The following is a 20,017-nucleotide window of genomic DNA, read 5'->3' on the forward strand; positions in this document are numbered from 1 at the left end:
AATCCCTTTCTTCGTTTAAAATTGTCCTGTAATAGATGCAAAGAGCGTATTGGTATGCTTATACTTCTCGATGCCATTATATCGCTTACCCTTCGTATAACGGATATTGTTTCTGCCATTTTCGATATTGAAGTCACTTGTCAGCCATCCCAAAGACAGAAACACGTCGCCCGAACGGAAGGTCAAAGCCGACTTGATGCGCCAAGCCAGCCATTTTCCGCCATGATTACTGACGGTTCGGATAGTTATATTGCCATAAAGTTCATCTGTATAAGATGCAGGATGCCCCACACCTTGTGCATCTTTGATTTCGGTAAAAGATACTATATCATTATAAAATGGCGTGATGCAGAGTCCCGGCTCGCAATACAGCATCAAGCCCGCAGTACGACGCTTGCTCAACCACAAGGTTGGAGTACGAAAAGCCAAACCTGGTGTCAGGTTGATTTTAATCACCCTCTTCGGATCATATTCATCATCCTCATAACGTTCTATCAAGGGTCTATCCCCGTGGTTGTCGTTCCATTCTATTCCACAGGAAACACCGACATAGGTCAAGGGATAATAGGCAAATGTCAACTCAACCATGTAGCTACTTTCATTGGCATCACAAAGTCCGCCCGTAATACCTGCCACATAGCGCAGCAGTTTGGTATCCTGCTTTAGCTTCATGCGATTGATCATCTCCACACGCTGTTCAAAAGTCATAGAATCCTTCACCGCTTCCACGGTATCATTCAAAAAACTATAATCCGTATTCTTCTTTTGAACAGAAACATCAGAACCCTGTGCCTTGCCGGCAATGGCAAAGCACAAGGCACCTAAAATGATTAAAAGACTTCTTTTCATACTCCTCACCTTTTTTATTTGGTATATATTCCTCCATTATCTTCGGAATCAGAAGAGCTGAAGAACTTCGAAACAGAACTTATATTGTAGCCAGCCACCACTCCGAAGCCTCCTTTTACATTAGAATAGGTAGGCGTAACCTGCATCAAGCCCACATCAGCCCAACTGTTGCTCTGTGCATCATTGATACTCTTGAGAAACCGATAATATTCAGGAGTTACCTTGTATAAATCTACTACATAAGAAAAAATATAAAATGACTGACGATATGAATAAGAGTAGGTATCCAGGTGAAGTGTATAGGTCTTGCCATTTATCGTACGGTCATTGAAGATGTAGGCATTACCAAAATACTCATAATCATCCATACCGAAATCATCATCCAACTTCGACTTCTTGTTCAACAAGGGTTCATTGTCTGTCAACAGCCCCAGATCACGGTTCATTTCTCGATTCAGTAATCTGAGCTTCACCGAATAATAATCTTCCGAAGAAGGATTATCATGGAAAATAGCTTCTACCCTATCAATGGTTATCGAGTTATAACCATCCGATGATTTCATTTCCAATTTAACATCGCCCAACTCCACTCCTACCTTCTCTGGGATATAAGTAGAAGCTGAAACAGATGAGAAATCCGGTGCAGAAACCTGAATACTGATTTTGTCGCCATCTTTCTGCTTGCCTACCACATAATACTGACCTACCAGTTGCGAAAGCACATCGGGATTCGTGCTTCGGGTAAAGAGTTGAGCCTCTTCCTCGTTTGCGATACGTTTCACCGTTTGCTCCACCCCATTCACCTTATATATAATATGTACATCTACCTTTTCGCGGGATAAGATGTCAACATTCCCCTTTACTGATGCTACAGGCAGACTCTTAGCTACACTGACGAGCGTAGTATCACCTTCGGTAGGAAAGCAATAAACCACCAGTCGGGGATGATCCTGCAGCTTTTGAATATCAAAATCATCTTTGCAGGAAACCAACGTCAGGCAAAAAAGCATGAAGCTAAATGCCCTATATATCATTGTTTTCATTTTTATCTCTTTTTATCTTTACATAAAATCTACATCTACTATTCACCATGCTATTCATTAGAACTTGATGGTATAGCTGAACGAAGGAATGATTGGGACAAATCCCCTGTTCTTTGCCGTAAACTGCTTTGTTTCCTCATCGTAATCCACCTTGACATACATCGAGTTCAGGTGACAATATGCATTGTAGATGCTCAAGTTCCAGATGCGCTCATGCCCATGCTTGGTAACATGATGGAAATCAAAACCCAAGTCCAGACGATGATAAGCCGGCAAGGTCAGGTTGTTGGGGATGGCATAGACAAATGATGCCGATTTCCACCAACTGCCAGGATATCGATTGCCGCCTTCCGGCAAACCAGGCAGTGCCGCTATCTGCGTTGGCACGGTGGCATGATTGCCGGAATGATAACTCCACACCGCATAGCAACTCACCTTCCTGTTGAAATCATATCTCAAGGAAAGATTCAACTTATGGCGATTGTCATACTTGTCGTAATACCAGTCCTGATAGAACTCATCATACTTCCGCTTGTTCCAGGAAAGCGTATAGGAACCGCTCAAGGTCAGGTGATTGTTACGATAAGTGGCATCTGCCTCCAAACCATAGAACAATCCCTTGCCATCCATCACCTGACTATCCCAATTCTCTGCCGGAGGTTCGATTCCCAGCCAACTGCTGTATTGCAGAAGATGCTTCGAGAGCTTGTAATAGCCTTCGAGCGATAAGATCCAGTGGCGGTTAGGCTGCGCATAGATGCCAGCCGCTATCTGATAAGAACGCATCGGCTTCAAGTCCTTGGTGGTTGGCACCCAATAATCAGTAGGCAAATCCAGATAACTGTTGGATATCTTATGCACATACTGAGTCATCTGCGTGAAAGAAGTCTTCAGCGATACCGCATGGCTCCACTGGTATTTCAGGGCGAAGCGAGGGTCGATATTGAAAAAGTTCTTGTTGCTGATATGAAACAATCCCAGATGGAAGCCAGCATCCAGGCTCCATTTATCACTGAGATAGATTTCATCCTCCGCATACGCCGCCCATTCATGAGACACATGCCTATTGGTACTATTCACACGGATGGTATCCATCTCAGCACCACTTCCACCTCCCATATAGTCAAGCTGCATCACTGTCTGTGGACGGAAGAGATGCATCGTGTAGTCATGACCGAAACGGATATGATGACGGGGATTCGGACGGTAATCGAATGCCGTGCGATATCCGGCATCATAAATAGTAGAAGTATAGCCATGCTCCAAATGATTCCACACCCTTTCATTCTTGGTTTGTGGATAGATTTCCCTGTCATCATCCAGGGAATAAAGTTTGGAACGGTTATGGGAATATACAGCCGTGAAGTTAGCAAAGAGCTTCGGTGAAAACAGATAATTCCAGTTCAAAGCCACATTGAAGTTTCCCCAGTTGAGTTGCGCCTTCGTTAATTCCTTATTATATGAATCACCTTCATGGTACCCATCCCTCTTGCTATCATCCATATCATCCTTCACGTCCCAACTGTCTTTTCCGTGATAGAGACTCAAGTCTATTTTCGAACGGTCGTTGAAACGATGGGTTACCTTGGCATTCAAGTCCATGAAGTAATAACCTATCGAAAGTTTCTCGTCTGGCTCAGAGAAAGCCTTGGTCAAGGGACGGGACAGCAGATCCTGCCAGGAACGGCGCATACCTATATTATAAGAGGTCTTGCCTTTCTGGATAGGTCCCTCAAACTGCACACTGGCATCGAGCAGTCCGATGCGATAGGCGCCATGAAACTGATTCATGTTTCCATCGGCGGTACGTACATCCACCACCGAAGACAATCTTCCACCGTATCGTGCAGGAAAGCCGCTCTTGTAGAAATCCACGTTCTTCACCACATCAGCATTGAAACTGGAGAAAAGACCCAGCGCATGATTCGTATTATAAAGCGGAGTACCATCAATCAAAAAAAGATTCTCATCGCCATTGCCGCCATGCACATAGAGTCCGCTTGCCAACTCCTGTCCTTCTGCCACTCCACTCACACGCTGCAGGGTCTTCACCACATCCGGTGAAGACATCAGAGCAAACTCTGTCTTGATATCCTTGTTCGAAAAGGAGCGCTTGCCGGTTTGCGTAGTAAGAAGCGGAGAGTTCAAGTCGCCATCTACCACCACCTCAGGCAGTTTACCATCTACCCGGAGCGCCATATTATGATGCATATCTTTCGAGAGATTCAGCTTCTCTACCTTGTCGGCATAGCCCACATACGAAAAGCGGAGCTGATGCTCGCCTTCAGGCAGGGTAAGCGAAAAGAAACCATATTCATTGGTGGTTGTACCGATGCCATCCGTCAGATCATAGATGGTGGCATTAATCAGCGATTCGCCACTCTCATCACGGACATATCCGCTGAGAGTGTGGCGACGCTGAACCTGCTGAACTTTGTGATCTATATTCGTGTAAGACGATGATATCTGTTGTACGGGTTTTCGCTTCAATATCACATAGTTCGCATTGATAGTATATAGAATATGAGTTTTCTCGAAAAGTGCCTTCAGTGCCTTCTTCACCGAAAGATGCTGGATGTCGGGTCCATGATACTTGATGTTCAATTCCCCATCAAGCGATGAATCATAGACGAAGTTGATTTTCCTGGTGCGGTGCAGCCAATCCATCTGCTGACGGATGGTGGTAGAAGTCTCTGCCTCCACCATCATCTTCGGCGTACCTGCCAACGTTGGAGCTGGCAAGGTTAGAATTGAGAGCGCAAAAATAATCTCTTTACCTTTCATAACTGTACTTTTATTCATTATTTTATTGCTATAACGCAAGAATTACAGAATACCCCCATGGATGAAAGGTAAAATATAGAAAAAATCTGCAAGAAAATCATCTTTCTTGCCTCGTAAGGTCTTTAAAGCCTTGGAAATCTGATGTTCTACGGTCTTTTCCGACAGGTTGAGTTCTTCGGCTATCTCCCGATAAGTCATACCATCACGCTTGCTCATCAGGAAGATTTCCCTGCATCGTTCGGGTAATAGCTCGATAGCCGTCCACAGTTCTGCCTCCCGGAAAGAACTTTCCTGTACCTGGTCATCAGAAATTGTGCCGCTCAAGTCAGAAGGAGAAATCTCCGTATCTATCGGAGACTGGCGGCGCATCCGGTCGATGCAGGCATTGCGCACAGAGGTATATAAGAAAGCCTTGATGTTTTCCGGCATGATGCTTCTACTTATCAATTTCACAAAACAATCCTGCACCACGTCTTCAGCCTCATCGATATCATGCAGATAATGAGTGGCATAAAGACATAGCGGACGATAATACTGCTGAAATATCAAGTCTATCTCTTGCATAAACTTTCTCTACCTAAACTAAACTCTTATATAACAAAATAACCCTCCAAATCCGCAAAGACTTGAAGGGTTATTTTATGACCTGTTGTCCCAGGCGGATTCGAACCACCACTGACAGAACCAAAAACTGTAGTGCTACCATTACACCATAGGACAATCAAATCAGCTGCAAAGGTAGTGGATTTTTTCTCCACTACCAAATATTTTCAATACTTTTAACGATTACTTAACGGTAATCAAGAAGTAGTTCTTCTTACCTTTCTGAACCAAAAGATACTTGCCATCAATCAGGTCATCAGCAGTGATTACCTGGTCGAAAGCAGCGAGTTTCTCCTTGTTGAGAGAAACGCCACCACCCTTAACGAGCTTGCGCATCTCGCTCTTGCTTGGGAAAATCTGCATACCCTCCTGATTGAAGAGATCTACAGCAGTTCCACCGAGCAGGTTCTTGTCGAGGTCGTAGTGAGGAACATTGGCGAATACATCGTTCAAGGTAGCCTCATCGAGCTGTGCCAAGTTCTCCTTGGTAGCCTTACCGAAAAGGATGTTGCTGGCTGCAATAGCCATATCCAAATCCTCCTGAGAGTGAACCATCACGGTAACCTCCTCAGCCAGACGCTTCTGGAGTACACGGCGACCTGGATCCTGCTTGTGCTCTTCTACGAGGGCATCGATAGTCTCCTTATCGAGGTCGGTGAAGATCTTGATGTACTTCTCTGCATCGTCATCGCTTACGTTCAACCAGAACTGGTAGAAAGCGTAAGGTGTGGTGCGGTTGCGATCCAACCAGATGTTACCGCTCTCTGTCTTACCGAACTTCTTGCCGTCTGCCTTGGTAATCAAAGGACAAGTGAGGCAGAAGCACTCTGCGTCGTTACCCAATGTGCGGTGAATCAGCTCAGTACCGGTAGTCATGTTACCCCACTGGTCGTTACCACCCAACTGGAGGCGCACGCCATACTTCTCATACTGATAGAGGAAGTCGTAGCCCTGGAGCAACTGATAGGTGAACTCAGTGAAAGACAAACCGTCGCGAGCCTCACCGTTCAAGCGCTTCTGCACGCTATCCTTCGCCATCATATAGTTTACAGTGATGTGCTTACCAACCACACGAGCGAAATCGAGGAAGGTGAAGTCCTTCATCCAGTCGTAGTTGTTCACCAACTCCGCCTTGTTAGGCTCATTGCCATCGAAGTCGAGGAACTTAGATACCTGCTTCTTGATAGCTTCCTGGTTATGATAGAGAGTCTCTGAATCGAGAAGATTACGCTCCTGGCTCTTGCCAGAAGGGTCGCCGATCATACCTGTGGCACCGCCGACGAGGAGATAAGGCTTATGACCACAACGCTGCAAGTGGCGCAACATCATGATACCGCAAAGGTGACCGATGTGCAGAGAGTCTGCAGTAGGGTCGGTTCCGAGATAGGCTGACACCATGTGGGTGTTGAGATATTCCTCAGTACCTGGCATAATCTGTGCCAGCATACCACGCCATTTCAATTCTTCAACAAAATTTTTTGCCATCGAATGTGATTTCTTTATATATTATATAATATGTATATGGGGCCCAACGATACAGTCGGAAACTTACGGCACGGGATCATAGCCCGAACCACCCCAAGGATTGCACCTCAAGATGCGCCACACGGCCAAAGCCAGTCCCTTGAAGGGTCCATGCTTCAGGATAGCCTGTCTGGCATATTCAGAACAAGTAGGCTGAAAGCGACACGAAGGCGGTGTATAGGGAGTGATGCATACCTGATAGAAGCGGATGGGCAGCAAGAGTACCCAGGCGAGCACTTTCTTTACCCATTTCCATAAGATGCGAAGATTACTCATAGCCGTTCCACTAAAGAGTTGTTCCACTATCGTCAGATAGTCGTTCCACTAATCGTTGCAGGTTTTTCTGCATCTTGGCATCAATCTCATCAGAGTCGTGCAGTTTTCCGTCTTGCCAGATTACGGCAAGCAGCAGTTGCTTGTCGGGCATCTGCGCCATGTGCTCCAGCAGTCCATGTTTCTGGGTGCGGTAAGCCTCGCGTATCTGTCGTTTCACCCTGTTGCGCTTCACGGCTCTCTTGAAGAACCTTTTCGAAACGCTCGCCATCAGCTCCACGGGTGCACTCTCCTGTTCCTTCTTGTCAACAAGCAGATACACCATCTTCAGGGGCCATGCCGTCAGGGCACGGGCTTTCCCGGAAAAGAGCTGGTCTATGAGCGTTTTCCGGCACAGATGCTCTCTCTTTCCGAAAGTGTTATCATTTTCTGTCAACATATAGCTTTGCTTCGTTACTTATTTGTTCGCTTAGCCGCTTTTTCAAGCGGCCTAGCTTATTTCTTGTTATTTCGCTTCAGATAATCCTTCAGCGCTCCCGTCATGGATGGGAACTCCTTGGTTGGAGCCTCCAGGTCGATGCGAAGGCCTTCCTCCTCTACGGTCTTCACCGTGGCAGGACCGAAAGCACCCAGTGCGATTTCACCCTGCTTGAAGGTAGGGAAGTTCTTCTTCAAAGCCTTGACACCAGTAGGGCTGAAGAAAATCATCATGTCATAATCGAAGTTCTTGACTTCTTCCTCTGTGAAGTCGTTGCTCACGGTGCGATACATCACGCACTCGGTGTGGTTCAACTTCTTCTCGTCGAGCAGATTCTGAACGTCGTCATTATGTACGCTGCTCAATGGAACCAGATATTTCTCGTTCTTATGGCGAGTCATCTGTGCCATCAATCCGTCTATCTTGCCAGTATCTCCGAAGAATACCTTGCGCTTGCGATACTGCACGTATTTTTGAATATAGAGTGCAATAGTCTCAATTACACAGAAATACTTCATGTCTTCAGGAATGGTGATACGCATTTCCTTGGCCAACTTGAAGTAATTGTCCACTGCATGGCGAGATGTAAAAACGACTGCAGTATAGTCGAGCAGATTAATCTTCTGCTGACGGAATTCTTTCGCTGTAAGTCCCTCAACTTTGAAGAATGGACGGAACACACATTCTACGCCATACTCCTTCTCGATATCGAAGTAAGGAGATTTCTCACTGGCTGGTTTTGGCTGAGAAACTAAAATTTTTTTAATCATCTTGTCTTAAAAGTTTATTTTCAAATAATGACTGATTAATACGAGTCCACCCCAAAGGGCAAACAATGGTACTACTTCGAGAGCACAAAAGTACAAAAATATTTGCAAAAAGATGCCATTTCTCTTAAAAAAGATGAGGTAACTCTTATAAAACGACAACATTTTAACCAATACTAGCACTATCAGGGCGTATGTCACCGCCACTTGGAGCGATAAGTCGAAGTAAGACAGCAGCATAACTGCCGGGAACAACAACACACCCTCGCACGATAACAGGAAGAGGTACGCCTTCAGCCACTGTTCATTTTTTTTCTTGTCAAAGAACACCCAACCCGCCAAGGAATAGAGAAATGCCTTCAGCAGGAAGTAGCCCATCACGCAACCGGCATAGATGCTGATTACCAGATTCTGTTCGATGATGAATGTATCTCCGATGGATACCTTCGAGTAGATGAAGTATCCGATGGCCACCAGAAGACAGGTCTGCACCACGAAGAACAGCTGGAAGCGCACCTCTGAACTGGTTTCCGTGATAACGGTGGTTCCCTCGCGCTGCGTGCGGAAGAAAGCCTTTGCCTGGCGGATGATGAAGTGCTTCGACTTGGAGAATGCAATGCATGCCAGCACAAAGCACAGGAGCAGCAGCGAGGTGATGAAGTTATCACCTGCCACCGTATAAGGCACAGGGTCGCCCGCCACTCCCAGTCGTCCACCCTTCAGCTCTGGATGGAAGAGCGAGTCTTTCGAGAAGAACGACTCACGGTAGTATTGTGGCAAACTCACATCTCTGAAACTCTTGCCCGCCTCATGTCCAGGCAGGTGCAAGGTGTCAGGCATCTCGCTCCAGTGAATCTCACTGGGTTTGATATGCGCCCTGATCATCGAATCTTGTTGGGCAGGGGTCGCATTCTTAGGCAGCCAACTCAGCACCTGCTTAGGCGTGAGTTGGCTGCTATGGTTTTGCTTGTAGTTCTGCTGCTGCGACCCAGCCTCAGCATCTACTTCTGTATGTATCGAATCTGCTTGCTGCACCATTCTTTAATACCCGAATCCTTCAATCCGGTCTCTCTTATTTTGTTCGTTCCTTAAAGTCCGAAAACCTTCTTGATCTCATCCACCTTGTCGAGCTTTTCCCAGGTAAAGAGTTCCACCTTCATGGTCTTTGCCTCGTGGTAACGGCTGGTGAAGGTCTTCTCCACTACCTCGTTCTTACGACCCATGTGGCCGTAGGCGGCTGTCTCGAAGTACATTGGCTGGCGCAACTTCAGCTGGCGCTCGATGGCCTTTGGACGGAGATCGAACATCTCGGCAATCTTCTTGGCGATTTCACTGTCGGTCATGTTCACATGACTTCTGCCGTAGGTGTTTACATAGATGCTTACTGGCTCTGCCACGCCGATAGCGTAACTTACCTGTACCAGCATCTCGTCGGCAACACCGGCTGCCACCATGTTCTTAGCGATATAGCGGGCTGCGTAGGCTGCAGAACGGTCTACCTTACTTGAGTCCTTACCCGAGAAGGCACCACCACCATGGGCACCCTTGCCACCGTAGGTATCTACGATAATCTTACGGCCTGTCAAACCGGTATCTCCGTGAGGACCACCAATCACGAACTTGCCTGTTGGGTTTACGAAGTACTTGATGTCGTCGTTGAAGAGAGCCAGCACCTTGTCGCTCAGGTGAGTCTTCACACGTGGAATCAGGATGTTGAGCACATCCTCACGAATCTTAGCCAGCATAGCCTCGTCGTCATCCTCGCCGTTAGCCTTCTTGATGAAGTCATCGTGCTGGGTAGAAACCACGATGGTATCGATGCGCTGTGGAATATTGTCGTCTGAGTACTCGATGGTTACCTGACTCTTAGAGTCTGGACGGAGATAAGTCATCACCTTGCCCTCCTTGCGGATGTCGGCAAGCACACGCATGATGAGCTGAGCCAAGTCGAGTGATACAGGCATGAAATTAGCGGTTTCGTTGGTTGCGTAACCGAACATCATACCCTGGTCGCCTGCGCCCTGGTTCTCATCCTCCTCACGGCTCACACCGCGGTTGATGTCGTCGCTCTGCTCGTGGATGGCGGTGAGCACACCACAAGAGTCGCCGTCAAACTGATATTCGCTCTTGGTATAACCGATCTTCTTGATGGTCTTGCGGGCGATGGTCTGCAAATCCACATAAACGTTAGAGCGAACCTCGCCCATGATTACTACCTGACCCGTAGTACAGAAGCTCTCGATGGCGCAGTGAGCGTGATCATCGTAAGCCAGGAACTGGTCAAGCAAGGCGTCTGAAATCTGGTCAGCCACCTTATCTGGATGTCCTTCAGAAACTGATTCTGATGAAAACAAATATGCCATATTTTCCTTTAATTTTCTATTAATATTTCCTGTTCTTTATTTTGCGGCTGCAAAGTTACACATTTTTTTTCAGATTCTGCCATTTTCCACTGAAAAATAGAGCGTAAATCCCCGAATATTCTACCATTTACGGCAGATTGCCCCCTGAATGCTTTTCCCGATACTTGATATTGCGTGGATGATGGTAGAGGATGGCCTCCCTCAGGTCGGAAGTTTCTATGTGGGTATAAATTTCCGTGGTGCCGATATCCTCGTGTCCCAGCAGTGCCTGAATCACCCTCAGGTCGGCTCCTCCCTTGAGCAGGGCGGTGGCGAAACTGTGGCGCAGGGTATGGGGCGAGATGGTCTTCTTGATGCCTGCATCCTGAGCCGCATTCTTGATCATGATGAGAATCATGTGGCGGGTGAGATGGGCACCTCGGCGGTTCAAGAAGACGTAGTCTTCCTCGCCGGGTTTAATCTTCATCAGGTTGCGGTCGATATACCACAGGTTGATTTCCTTCAGCGCCTTTTCCGAGATGGGAACCAGCCTCTCCTTCTTGCCTTTTCCCATCACCCGGATAAACTTCTCCTCCTCATAAACCTGACTGATTTTCAGGGTCACCAGTTCCGACACGCGCAATCCGCAGGAAAACAGGGTTTCGATGATAGCCTTGTTGCGCTGTCCCTCCCATTTCGAGAGGTCGATGGCAGACTCCAGCATATCCACCTCCTCCACCGAGAGATATTCCGGCAGATGTTCTCCTATCTGTGGCGATGGCAAGAGCTCCGTAGGGTCATCCTTCAGATAATCATCAATCACCAGGTAACGGTAGAAGGAACGCACGCCGCACAATACACGGGCATGCGAAGTTGCCGAGATGCCCTTGTCGTGCAGACTCGCCGAAAAGTTCTCCAGGTCTTCCAGTTTCATTTCCAGCACCCCCTTGTCGTTGTTCCTGGCATATTCCATCAGATAATCCAGGTCGTGCCGGTACGCCTCCAGCGTGTTGAGCGAATAGTTTCGCTCCAGCTTGAGGTATCTCATATAGTTCTTGATGATGTCATTAGCCATTTTCTTATCTATTTTCTTTTCTATTTTCTTGTCTGTTTCCAATTTTATTATTACCTTTGCATTCAGGTTAGCTGATATCAGCCAGCCCATTGCATCTGCAAAGATACAAAAAATAAACGATACAGACTTAAAAAATCATGTGATTATGAAGATACAGATTATTAATGGTCCTAATTTGAACCTCCTGGGCGTCCGCGAACCAGGCATTTACGGCAGCAACTCCTTCGAGAGCTACCTGCCTAAGCTGAAGGCTAAGTATCCTGATGTGGAGATTGAGTATTACCAGAGTAACATCGAGGGCGAGCTCATCAACAAGTTGCAGGAAGTGGGCTTCTCCTACGATGGCGTGGTGCTCAACGCCGGTGCCTACACCCATACCAGCATTGCCCTGCAGGATTGCATCCGCAGCCTGAAGTGCCCTTGCGTAGAGGTTCACATCTCGAATGTACACAAGCGTGAGGAGTTCCGCCATCATTCTTACATCTCCTGCGCCTGCCTCGGAGTAATCTGCGGCTTTGGTCTGGCGTCTTACGACCTTGCCATCGCCGGAATCTTAGCACAGAAGGAAAACGGGGAGTAAGATGACAGAGACAGAACTTATCGACAAATATATCTGCCAGCATATCGAGCCGGAGGGTGATTATCTCTACCGTCTCTATCGTGCCACCAACATCCATACCATCCACGGACGTATGGCGAGCGGGCACATCCAGGGCCGACTGCTCAAGATGCTGGTGCAGATGGTCCGCCCCAAGAATATTCTTGAGGTGGGCACCTTCAGTGGCTACAGCGCCATCTGCCTTGCCCAGGGATTGCAGGAGGGTGGCAAGCTCTACACCTTCGAAATCAACGACGAGATGGAGGATTTCACCCGTCCCTGGATTGAAGGTTCGGATGTTGCCGACAAGATTGATTTCCGCATCGGCGATGCCAACGTTGAAGCGCCCAAACTGGGTGTGATGTTCGACCTGGCTTTCGTGGATGGCGACAAGCGCACCTACATCGAGACTTACGAGATGGTGATGGACATCCTGAACCCGGGAGGATACATCCTGGCGGATAACACCCTGTGGGACGGACACGTCATCGACCCGGCATACGACCGCGACCAGCAGACCAAGGGCATCCGTGCCTTCAACGACATGATAGCCCAAGACCCTCGCGTGGAAGTGGTGATTCTGCCGCTGCGCGATGGTTTGACACTCATCAGAAAGAAATAAAAAAGGAGTTAAGGAGTTAAGGAGTTAAGATAACAGTCTTTTGGCATGTATTTTAAACCAATAAGACATACGTCTTAACTCCTTTAACTCCTTAACTCCTTTAACTCCTTGATAAAAGAAAGTTCAGTACTAACTCAAAAGCCTTTTGCTCAACGCCCTTACCGGATACCAGACTGAAAGCCAGCCTACGGCGATGACCGTTACGAAGATGATTGCCACATCCGTATAGTGAACGCTCACCGGATAGGCATCAACGATAAACGAACCTTCAGAATCGCCCAATCTCACAAAGCCATACTGCTGCTGCAGCCAGCAGAGCAGCAAGCCCAGTCCGATGCCTATCACGGCACCTATCACGGCTATCATTCTTCCCTCAAAAAGGAAGACATGCGTTATCTGCTTATCGTTGGCACCCAGATTTCTCAACGTCACAACATCGTTCTTCTTGTCGATGATCAGCATCGAGAGCGAACCGATGATGTTGAAACATGCCACCACCAGGATAAAGGTCAGGAAGATATACGCCATCAGTTTCTCTATCTGCATAATCTTGAACGTATCCTCCTGCTGCTCGAACCTATCAAGCACCTTGTATTTGTTGCCTGCTATCTGCTGCATCTCAGCCTTCACCGCCTGCAGGTCGCTGCCCTCCTTCAATCTGATTTCCAGGTCGGAGAGCATGCCCTGCTGGTCAAAGAGGTTGCGGGCAAAGGAGATGGAGGTGATGATGTAATTCTGGTCGTATTTCGACTGCTTCACGGCGAAGAGCACACCCGGCGATACCAGCGAATCGGCCACGAAGCCGTCGCCCGGGCTCATCATGTCGAGCTGTCCTTCCTTCTTAGGCGCATAAATCTTCAGGAAGCCATCCCATCTTGCCCCGATGCCCAGCGTCTGAGCCAGACGGATGCCCACCGTGCCATATTGCAGGTTGGCTGCACGGAGCGAGAAGCTTCCATCGCCATAAAGAATATCGTTGATATGCGATAACTCTGCAAAGTTATCATCCACGCCCTTGATCTTCACCATTGTCTGTCGGTCGGCATAGATAGCCAGTGCCTGGTCCTCTACGGTTTCCGTAGCCACGTCCACTTGTGGCAACTGGCGTATCTTCGTCAGTATCGGGTCGTCGGCAGGCACCGTCTTTCCCTCCACCGGCATCACCTTGAGCTGCGGGTCGAAACTGGTAAAGAGCGATGCCACCAGGTCGTGAAAGCCGTTGAACACGCTCAATACGATGACCAGCGCCATCGTAGCCACCGCCACACCAATCACCGAAACAGAACTGATGACGTTGATGACGTGCGTACTCTTCTTGGAAAAGAGATACCTGCGGGCTATAAAGAATGGAAAATTCATTTGTCTTTTTACCCTTTTACTTTTTCAAGAGTTCGTCGATGTGCTCCAGGTAATCCAGGCTGTCGTCCAGGAAGAAGCGGAGCTCTGGAATGATGCGCAGCTGGTTTCTCACCTTTCTGCCCAAGTCGAAGCGGATGGTCTTCTCGTTGGCATTGATGTTCTTCAGAATCTCCTCACCCTTCTCAGATGGGAACACACTGAGGTAAGCGGTGCAGATGCTGAGGTCTGGACTCACTCTTACCTTGGTTACACTTACCATCACGCCGTGCATCATGCGGGTCTGTGACTGGAAGATAAGACTCAACTCCTTCTGGAGAAGTCTTGATATACGGTTTTGTCTTGTTTCTTGCATAACTATAAACTATTAACTATAAATTATCAACTATTCAAGGTCCACGTGCGTCACGTCCACCTGCTCATGCAGGAATATCAGCGCCGACTCCTTGAACTTTTCCTCACTTTCCGTTGTCAGATACTGGCATGTGCCATTGTGGGTTATCATCTGCTCCATCTTAGGATGTCGCTTCAGGTAATCCTTCAGGCTGTTTGCCACATACTGTCCCTGTGGTACCACTCTCACGCCATCGGGAAGATTCTTCACGATGCTGCTCATGAGCAGTGGATAATGGGTGCAACCCAGGATGATGGTATCGATGTCCTCATCCATGCGCATCAGCTGGTCAATGCGCTTCTTCACGAAATAATCAGCACCAGGGCTGTCTGCCTCGTTTGCCTCTACGATTGCAGCCCAGAGCGGACAAGCCACTCCGCTTACCTGGATATCAGGCCACAGCTTTCCTATCTCCATCTTGTAGCTCTCGCTCTTGATGGTTCCCTCGGTGGCAAGGATGCCCACGTGGCGACTCTTGGTCAGCGTACCTATCACCTCGGCGGTAGGACGGATGATGCCCAGCACGCGGCGGTCAGGGTCCAGTTCCGGGATGTCTCTCTGCTGAATAGAGCGCAGCGCCTTAGCCGAAGCCGTATTGCAACCCAGGATAACCAGATGGCATCCCATGGAAAAAAGCTTCAGCACAGCCTGGCGGGTAAACTTATACACCACCTCGAACGAGCGCGATCCGTAAGGCGCACGGGCGTTGTCGCCCAGGTACATGTAGTCATACTGTGGCAACATCTGGCGCAGACCATGCAGGATGGTGAGGCCGCCATATCCGGAATCAAAGATTCCGATAGGTCCGGGATTGGAAGGCAGCATCATTTCAGTTTCTCCTCCAGCGCAGCTGTAATATCCTCGCCCATCTCGGCATTGAGATAAGGAGCGGCATTGTTGTCGGTATTGAGGATGAAGGCGAATCCCTTCTCCTTACCTATCTTCTGAGCCTCCTCGTTCACCTTTGCCTTGAGCGGAGCGAAAGCCTCGTCCTCAGCCTGCTTCAGGAGTCGGTTAGCCTCAGCCTTGAAGGCGATGTTCTTCTCCATCAGTTCACGCAGTTCAGCCTGTCGCTTTTCCAGGATTGTCTTGGCATAAGAGCGCTGGCCATCGAGAAACTCCTCGTACTTGCTGTTAAACTCATTCTCCACGCGCTTGGTCTCTTCATCATACTTTGTGCGCAGTTCGTCCATATTATGCTTGGCTATGGCGTAACCAGGCATGGTATGAAAAACCTGCTCAAAGCTGAAGTAGCCAAAACGCCATGCTGGCTGTGCAGCCACGGCAGCCGGTTGTGTTTCCCCTGCCTGGCTCTGCTGTGCAGAAGCCGAGAGGGCAACAAGAGCGAAAGCCAAAAATAAGAGATTCTTTTTCATAATGCGTGATACCTTATTTGATTATTTTTGTGAATAGATGTGCTAGATGATAAATAAGGGCAGGCACTTGTGCCTGCCCTTAGCTTCATTATCGTAATACTTACGTTGGATTACTTAATCTTAGACTGTACTTCCTTGGTTACATCCACCACGTTGGCACCAGTATAGATAGCAGTGCCATCCTCCATGATGTATGTATAGTTGCCAGCCTTGCCCACAGCCTCGATAGCTGCACGCACCTTGGCGATGATAGGCTGCATCAGCTCGCTGCTCTTCTTCTGCAACTCCTGCTGACCGTCCTGGTAAGCCTGCTGAATCTTCTGCTGCAGAGTCTGGAGCTCAGTTTCCTTCTGCTTCTTGGCAGTAGCGTTCATGGTGCTTGCACCCTTCTGGAACTCGTCAGCCTTGCGCTGCAACTCATCCTGCATAGATTTCAGTTCGTTCTCCTTCTGCTTCTGGAGAGCTTCCATCTCACCATTAGCCTTAGCTACGTCAGGCAAAGACTGCATAATCTGCTGGGTGTTAACCTTGCCAAACTTCTGAGCCATCATTGTCATTGGTGCACAAAGCATCAACATTAAAATAAGCTTTTTCATTTCTGTTTTATTCTTTTTTAATTATTATTCTTTGTTCGTAAAGAGCTCTGTTTAGAGCCGCGCCCTTTCTTTTCGGCTGCAAATATACAATTATTTCTCGAAATAACCTAAATTATTTGCTTGAATAACATTTATTACTTGTTAGAATAGCCTAATTTCTGCAATACTTCGTTGCTGATGTCTATTTTTGGCGATCCGAAGATGATTCCATTGTTGCTGGCTCTGTCGATAACAAGCGAGTAGCCGCGTAGGTCGGAGATTTCCTTCACTGCGTTGTATATCTCCTCCTGAATAGGTCCCATCAGTGCCTCGCGCATCTTGTAGAGGTCGCCCTCGGCTCCGAAGTATTTCTTCTTCAGGTCGCTGGCTTCCTTCTCTTTCTGCATGATGGCATCCTGCTTGGCTTTCTTCTGCTCCTGAGAGAGGAAGACCACCTCGTTCTGATAGTTCTTATACAGGGTACTTGCCTCCAGGTTGATGGCCTCTACCTCGGCCTGCCACTTGCGGCTCACCTGGTTCAACTGTTCGTTGGCACGCTCGTAGGCGGGTACATTCTTCAGGATGTACTCCATATCTACCAATGCATATTTCTGTGCATGTGCTGAGATGGCTGCTACAGCCATCATCAGCATCAATACTATTTTCTTCATAAAATCCGTTTTTAGAATTCCTGACCCAAGATGAAGTGGAACTGGCTTCCACCCTTCTTATACTGGCTGCCGTTCCATACCTTGTCGAAACCGTAAGCCCAGTCGATACCCATCAAACCTACCATCGGCAGGAAGATACGCACACCTACACCAGCACTGCGCTTCATGCTGAATGGGTTGAAGTCCTTGGTGTCATACCACGCATTACCAGCCTCTACGAAGGTCAAACCATAGATAGTGGTATTGCCCAGCAGGAATGGATAACGCAACTCCAGTGAGAAACGGTCGTAGGCATAAGCATAGTAACCGGTGTTGCGGGTATAAGATACGGAACCGTTCTCATAACCACGGAGTCCGATGGTCTCCTCACCATAGTATGATGAGTAACCGCTCATACCGTCACCACCCACATAGTAGGTCTCGAATGGACTCTTCTTGTATTTGTTGTAAGCACCGAGCAGACCGAGCTCTACGCGGGTCATCAAGACCAGACACTTCTGACCGCTGGTCAATGCGGTATAGGTCTTTGCCTTGAACTTCCACTTGTGGTACTCAATCCAGCGATACTTCTCCTGCTGCTCCTCAGAGTAGGTTGGAGAGTTGGCGTTGTTGGCAAGGTTCTTATAGTCCTTGTTGTCGAACGCACTCCATGGTGGAGTGAGGTTCACGCTTGCCTCGAACTCAGAACCACGACGTGGGAAGAGCTGGTTGTCGGTTGATGTACGGTTCAATGCGATGGTCAAGTTCAAGTTGTTCGCATTACCGTTGGTCATCAGCATGTAGCTCCAGTTTCTCATCATGTAGCGCTGGTAAGCCAACTGCACCGACAGGGTGAAGTAATCATCTGGCCAGCGGAGGCGCTTACCCCAACCGAGGCTCACACCCACCATCTGGATGTACTTATCCGGATCGTAATAATTCTCGTAGTTATTGTAGTAACCAGAACCGTAGCCATACATGTAACTCATGTAGTTGTTCATGTAGGCACTGTTGTAGTAGTTGCTTGACACGTCGGTACTCTTGCTGTAGTAGGCACCCACACTAAACTGGATAGGACGCTTGCCGCCAAACCAGTTGGTAGAGTAGCTTACGTTATAGCTCTGGTAGTAGGTACCGTTGGTCTGTGCACCGATGCTCAGCACCTCACCATCACCGATAGGCATGATACCACGATGCTCCTTATTCTTATTGAAGAGGTTTGCCATAGAGAAGTTGTTGAGCTTCAAGCCCACACGTCCGATGACACCCGTCTGACCCCAACCGAGCGAGAACTCTATCTGGTCGTTACTCTTCTGCTCCAGGTTCCAGTTTACATCCACGGTTCCGTCCTCGTAGTTAGGCTTCACGTCTGGACTTACTTTTTCTGGGTCGAAGTGTCCCATAGAAGCCAACTCACGAGCCGAACGCATCAGCGCCTCCTTAGAGAAGAGGTCGCCTGGCTTTGTACGGAGCTCACGGCGCACCACATTCTCATAAAGACGGGTGTTACCGTTGATACGTACGTGGCTCAGGTAAGCCTGAGGTCCCTCTGTTACGCGCATCTCCAAGTCAATGGAATCACCGTCGATGTTGATTTCGGCAGGATTGATGCTGGAGAACACGTAACCGTTGTTGTAGTAGAGGTTCGCCACCGCATCATCGTCTTCGTTCAATCGCTTGTGCAGAATCTTCTGGTTATAAACATCACCCTTCTTCATACCCAACAGATAGTTGAGCCTGTCGGTCTGATATACGGTGTTGCCCACCCAGTTGATGTTGCGCACGAAGTACTGCTTGCCTTCGTCCACCTTGATATATACGTTCACATGCTTCTCGTCGAAGTTGCTGATGCTATCCTCCAGAATCTGGGCGTCGCGATAACCATACTCATAGTATTTTTCGATGAGTTTCTGCTTATCTTCCTTCCAGCGCTCAGGAGTAAACTTCTTCGACTTGAAGAAGGTGGCAAACTTGCCAGCCTCGTGGGTCTTGGCAAAGGCACCCTTCGAGAAGAATCCACCCTTGATCTTGCGGTCAGAGAGTTTCTCGTTACCGTCGATGGTAATCTGATGAACCTTGATCTTCTGTTTCTTGTCCACGATGACATCCAGAATCACCTGTCCCTTGTTAGCCACGTCGTCGCGCTGGTTAATCTGGATATCGGCATTCTTGAATCCCTTGTCGTCGAAATACTTCTTGGCGAGAATCTTGGCACGGTCGAGCATGTTAGGGGTCACCTGTGTACCCTTCACCATACCCAGCTTCTGCTCCATATCCTCACGTTCACTCTTCTTCAAGCCCACATAGTTGATGTTCGAGATACGAGGGCGCACAGCCAGATAGATGTGCAGATAGAGTTTCTCGCCTACGATGGAGTCGGCAGCGATAGCAACCTTCGAGAAGAGGCCATGCTTCCAATAACGCTTCACAGCACTGGTGATGGCATCGCCAGGAACTTCTATTTCATCACCCACCGAGAGTCCGGAGATACCCGTGAGCACGTAGTCCTCGTATCCTTCCACACCCGAAACGTTGATACCGCCGATGGTCAGCGTACGGGGTGTTCCGGCATACGAGATGTCGGGATTAACGATTTTATCTTGTGCCAGCATCTGCACACTCGCCATAACGCCCAGCAGCAGGATGAAAATCTTTCTAAACTTGTTCATTTATATACCTTATTATATATATAGTATCTATAACTTATC

The 20,017-nt window shown here is 48.2% G+C and carries 20 protein-coding genes and 1 tRNA gene; 2 read left to right on the top strand and 19 right to left on the bottom strand.

Features of this window, described 5'->3' with window-relative positions:
• Window positions 1–15: 15 nt before the first annotated feature.
• The 12 genes from V8Z93_RS01935 to xerA form a co-directional block, all read right to left on the bottom strand.
• Window positions 16–849 (bottom strand): hypothetical protein, encoded by an 834-nt coding sequence (locus tag V8Z93_RS01935; protein WP_439432242.1) that lies wholly within the window; start codon window positions 847–849, stop codon window positions 16–18.
• A gap of 14 nt (window positions 850–863) precedes the next feature.
• The gene (locus tag V8Z93_RS01940; RefSeq protein ID WP_439432243.1) at window positions 864–1,892 is read right to left on the bottom strand and encodes a DUF4249 domain-containing protein; all 1,029 of its coding nucleotides are present in this window, start codon (window positions 1,890–1,892) and stop codon (window positions 864–866) included.
• A 57-nt stretch (window positions 1,893–1,949) separates the two neighbouring features.
• The gene (locus V8Z93_RS01945) at window positions 1,950–4,694 is read right to left on the bottom strand and encodes a TonB-dependent receptor (protein ID WP_439432244.1); all 2,745 of its coding nucleotides are present in this window, start codon (window positions 4,692–4,694) and stop codon (window positions 1,950–1,952) included.
• A gap of 24 nt (window positions 4,695–4,718) precedes the next feature.
• Window positions 4,719–5,240 carry an RNA polymerase sigma-70 factor gene (locus V8Z93_RS01950; RefSeq protein WP_218412684.1) on the bottom strand — a complete coding sequence of 174 codons (522 nt, stop codon included), beginning with the start codon at window positions 5,238–5,240 and terminating at the stop codon, window positions 4,719–4,721.
• A gap of 85 nt (window positions 5,241–5,325) precedes the next feature.
• Window positions 5,326–5,396, bottom strand: a tRNA-Gln gene (locus tag V8Z93_RS01955).
• Between the two features lie 66 nt (window positions 5,397–5,462).
• On the bottom strand, window positions 5,463–6,764 hold the full coding sequence (gene tyrS, locus V8Z93_RS01960) for a tyrosine--tRNA ligase (RefSeq protein WP_153122005.1): 1,302 nt from the start codon (window positions 6,762–6,764) through the stop codon (window positions 5,463–5,465).
• A 63-nt stretch (window positions 6,765–6,827) separates the two neighbouring features.
• On the bottom strand, window positions 6,828–7,079 hold the full coding sequence (gene yidD / locus V8Z93_RS01965) for a membrane protein insertion efficiency factor YidD (protein WP_203039231.1): 252 nt from the start codon (window positions 7,077–7,079) through the stop codon (window positions 6,828–6,830).
• Between the two features lie 10 nt (window positions 7,080–7,089).
• Complete coding sequence (rnpA, locus tag V8Z93_RS01970; protein ID WP_203049279.1) at window positions 7,090–7,515, bottom strand: ribonuclease P protein component; 426 nt, start codon at window positions 7,513–7,515, stop codon at window positions 7,090–7,092.
• 56 nt (window positions 7,516–7,571) lie between these two features.
• Complete coding sequence (locus V8Z93_RS01975) at window positions 7,572–8,324, bottom strand: uroporphyrinogen-III synthase (RefSeq protein WP_203049280.1); 753 nt, start codon at window positions 8,322–8,324, stop codon at window positions 7,572–7,574.
• A 6-nt stretch (window positions 8,325–8,330) separates the two neighbouring features.
• Complete coding sequence (locus tag V8Z93_RS01980) at window positions 8,331–9,359, bottom strand: DUF4271 domain-containing protein (protein WP_203039072.1); 1,029 nt, start codon at window positions 9,357–9,359, stop codon at window positions 8,331–8,333.
• Between the two features lie 50 nt (window positions 9,360–9,409).
• On the bottom strand, window positions 9,410–10,684 hold the full coding sequence (gene metK, locus V8Z93_RS01985) for a methionine adenosyltransferase (protein WP_439432245.1): 1,275 nt from the start codon (window positions 10,682–10,684) through the stop codon (window positions 9,410–9,412).
• Window positions 10,685–10,811: 127 nt separating this feature from the next.
• Window positions 10,812–11,738, bottom strand: a complete 927-nt coding sequence (gene xerA / locus V8Z93_RS01990; protein ID WP_217763110.1) for a site-specific tyrosine recombinase/integron integrase — start codon at window positions 11,736–11,738, stop codon at window positions 10,812–10,814.
• Between the two features lie 145 nt (window positions 11,739–11,883).
• Here xerA and aroQ point away from each other — a divergent pair, with 145 nt between their 5' ends.
• Window positions 11,884–12,318, top strand: a complete 435-nt coding sequence (gene aroQ / locus V8Z93_RS01995) for a type II 3-dehydroquinate dehydratase (protein WP_217763109.1) — start codon at window positions 11,884–11,886, stop codon at window positions 12,316–12,318.
• A gap of 1 nt (window position 12,319) precedes the next feature.
• Window positions 12,320–12,958 (top strand): O-methyltransferase, encoded by a 639-nt coding sequence (locus V8Z93_RS02000; protein ID WP_439432246.1) that lies wholly within the window; start codon window positions 12,320–12,322, stop codon window positions 12,956–12,958.
• 129 nt (window positions 12,959–13,087) lie between these two features.
• Here V8Z93_RS02000 and V8Z93_RS02005 read toward each other — a convergent pair whose 3' ends face one another.
• From V8Z93_RS02005 to V8Z93_RS02035, 7 genes are all read right to left on the bottom strand, one after another.
• The gene (locus V8Z93_RS02005; RefSeq protein WP_203039062.1) at window positions 13,088–14,317 is read right to left on the bottom strand and encodes an FtsX-like permease family protein; all 1,230 of its coding nucleotides are present in this window, start codon (window positions 14,315–14,317) and stop codon (window positions 13,088–13,090) included.
• A 16-nt stretch (window positions 14,318–14,333) separates the two neighbouring features.
• The gene (rbfA, locus tag V8Z93_RS02010; RefSeq protein WP_153121995.1) at window positions 14,334–14,669 is read right to left on the bottom strand and encodes a 30S ribosome-binding factor RbfA; all 336 of its coding nucleotides are present in this window, start codon (window positions 14,667–14,669) and stop codon (window positions 14,334–14,336) included.
• A gap of 30 nt (window positions 14,670–14,699) precedes the next feature.
• A complete protein-coding gene (gene murI, locus V8Z93_RS02015) occupies window positions 14,700–15,536 on the bottom strand; it encodes a glutamate racemase (RefSeq protein WP_203039060.1) in 837 nt (278 codons plus the stop codon).
• Window positions 15,533–16,084 carry an OmpH family outer membrane protein gene (locus V8Z93_RS02020; RefSeq protein WP_439432247.1) on the bottom strand — a complete coding sequence of 184 codons (552 nt, stop codon included), beginning with the start codon at window positions 16,082–16,084 and terminating at the stop codon, window positions 15,533–15,535. Before V8Z93_RS02020 ends, murI begins: the two co-directional genes overlap by 4 nt.
• A 110-nt stretch (window positions 16,085–16,194) precedes the next feature.
• Window positions 16,195–16,680, bottom strand: coding sequence for an OmpH family outer membrane protein (locus tag V8Z93_RS02025; RefSeq protein ID WP_217763106.1), 486 nt, complete (start codon window positions 16,678–16,680; stop codon window positions 16,195–16,197).
• Between the two features lie 134 nt (window positions 16,681–16,814).
• The gene (locus V8Z93_RS02030) at window positions 16,815–17,330 is read right to left on the bottom strand and encodes an OmpH family outer membrane protein (RefSeq protein ID WP_203039054.1); all 516 of its coding nucleotides are present in this window, start codon (window positions 17,328–17,330) and stop codon (window positions 16,815–16,817) included.
• 11 nt (window positions 17,331–17,341) lie between these two features.
• Window positions 17,342–19,978, bottom strand: coding sequence for a BamA/OMP85 family outer membrane protein (locus tag V8Z93_RS02035; RefSeq protein ID WP_203039052.1), 2,637 nt, complete (start codon window positions 19,976–19,978; stop codon window positions 17,342–17,344).
• Window positions 19,979–20,017: the final 39 nt, after the last annotated feature.

The sequence above is a fragment of the Segatella copri genome (assembly GCF_051861805.1).
GTDB lineage: Bacteria > Bacteroidota > Bacteroidia > Bacteroidales > Bacteroidaceae > Prevotella > Prevotella copri_M.

Bases quoted from the DNA above. Each gene is read 5' to 3' on its own strand.
- V8Z93_RS01935 (WP_439432242.1), bottom strand. From the start codon at position 849: ATGAAAAGAAGTCTTTTAATCATTTTAGGTGCCTTGTGCTTTGCCATT.
- V8Z93_RS01940 (WP_439432243.1), bottom strand. From the start codon at position 1,892: ATGAAAACAATGATATATAGGGCATTTAGCTTCATGCTTTTTTGCCTG.
- V8Z93_RS01945 (WP_439432244.1), bottom strand. From the start codon at position 4,694: ATGAATAAAAGTACAGTTATGAAAGGTAAAGAGATTATTTTTGCGCTC.
- V8Z93_RS01950 (WP_218412684.1), bottom strand. From the start codon at position 5,240: ATGCAAGAGATAGACTTGATATTTCAGCAGTATTATCGTCCGCTATGT.
- tyrS (WP_153122005.1), bottom strand. From the start codon at position 6,764: ATGGCAAAAAATTTTGTTGAAGAATTGAAATGGCGTGGTATGCTGGCA.
- yidD (WP_203039231.1), bottom strand. From the start codon at position 7,079: ATGAGTAATCTTCGCATCTTATGGAAATGGGTAAAGAAAGTGCTCGCC.
- rnpA (WP_203049279.1), bottom strand. From the start codon at position 7,515: ATGTTGACAGAAAATGATAACACTTTCGGAAAGAGAGAGCATCTGTGC.
- V8Z93_RS01975 (WP_203049280.1), bottom strand. From the start codon at position 8,324: ATGATTAAAAAAATTTTAGTTTCTCAGCCAAAACCAGCCAGTGAGAAA.
- V8Z93_RS01980 (WP_203039072.1), bottom strand. From the start codon at position 9,359: ATGGTGCAGCAAGCAGATTCGATACATACAGAAGTAGATGCTGAGGCT.
- metK (WP_439432245.1), bottom strand. From the start codon at position 10,684: ATGGCATATTTGTTTTCATCAGAATCAGTTTCTGAAGGACATCCAGAT.
- xerA (WP_217763110.1), bottom strand. From the start codon at position 11,738: ATGGCTAATGACATCATCAAGAACTATATGAGATACCTCAAGCTGGAG.
- aroQ (WP_217763109.1), top strand. From the start codon at position 11,884: ATGAAGATACAGATTATTAATGGTCCTAATTTGAACCTCCTGGGCGTC.
- V8Z93_RS02000 (WP_439432246.1), top strand. From the start codon at position 12,320: ATGACAGAGACAGAACTTATCGACAAATATATCTGCCAGCATATCGAG.
- V8Z93_RS02005 (WP_203039062.1), bottom strand. From the start codon at position 14,317: ATGAATTTTCCATTCTTTATAGCCCGCAGGTATCTCTTTTCCAAGAAG.
- rbfA (WP_153121995.1), bottom strand. From the start codon at position 14,669: ATGCAAGAAACAAGACAAAACCGTATATCAAGACTTCTCCAGAAGGAG.
- murI (WP_203039060.1), bottom strand. From the start codon at position 15,536: ATGATGCTGCCTTCCAATCCCGGACCTATCGGAATCTTTGATTCCGGA.
- V8Z93_RS02020 (WP_439432247.1), bottom strand. From the start codon at position 16,084: ATGAAAAAGAATCTCTTATTTTTGGCTTTCGCTCTTGTTGCCCTCTCG.
- V8Z93_RS02025 (WP_217763106.1), bottom strand. From the start codon at position 16,680: ATGAAAAAGCTTATTTTAATGTTGATGCTTTGTGCACCAATGACAATG.
- V8Z93_RS02030 (WP_203039054.1), bottom strand. From the start codon at position 17,330: ATGAAGAAAATAGTATTGATGCTGATGATGGCTGTAGCAGCCATCTCA.
- V8Z93_RS02035 (WP_203039052.1), bottom strand. From the start codon at position 19,978: ATGAACAAGTTTAGAAAGATTTTCATCCTGCTGCTGGGCGTTATGGCG.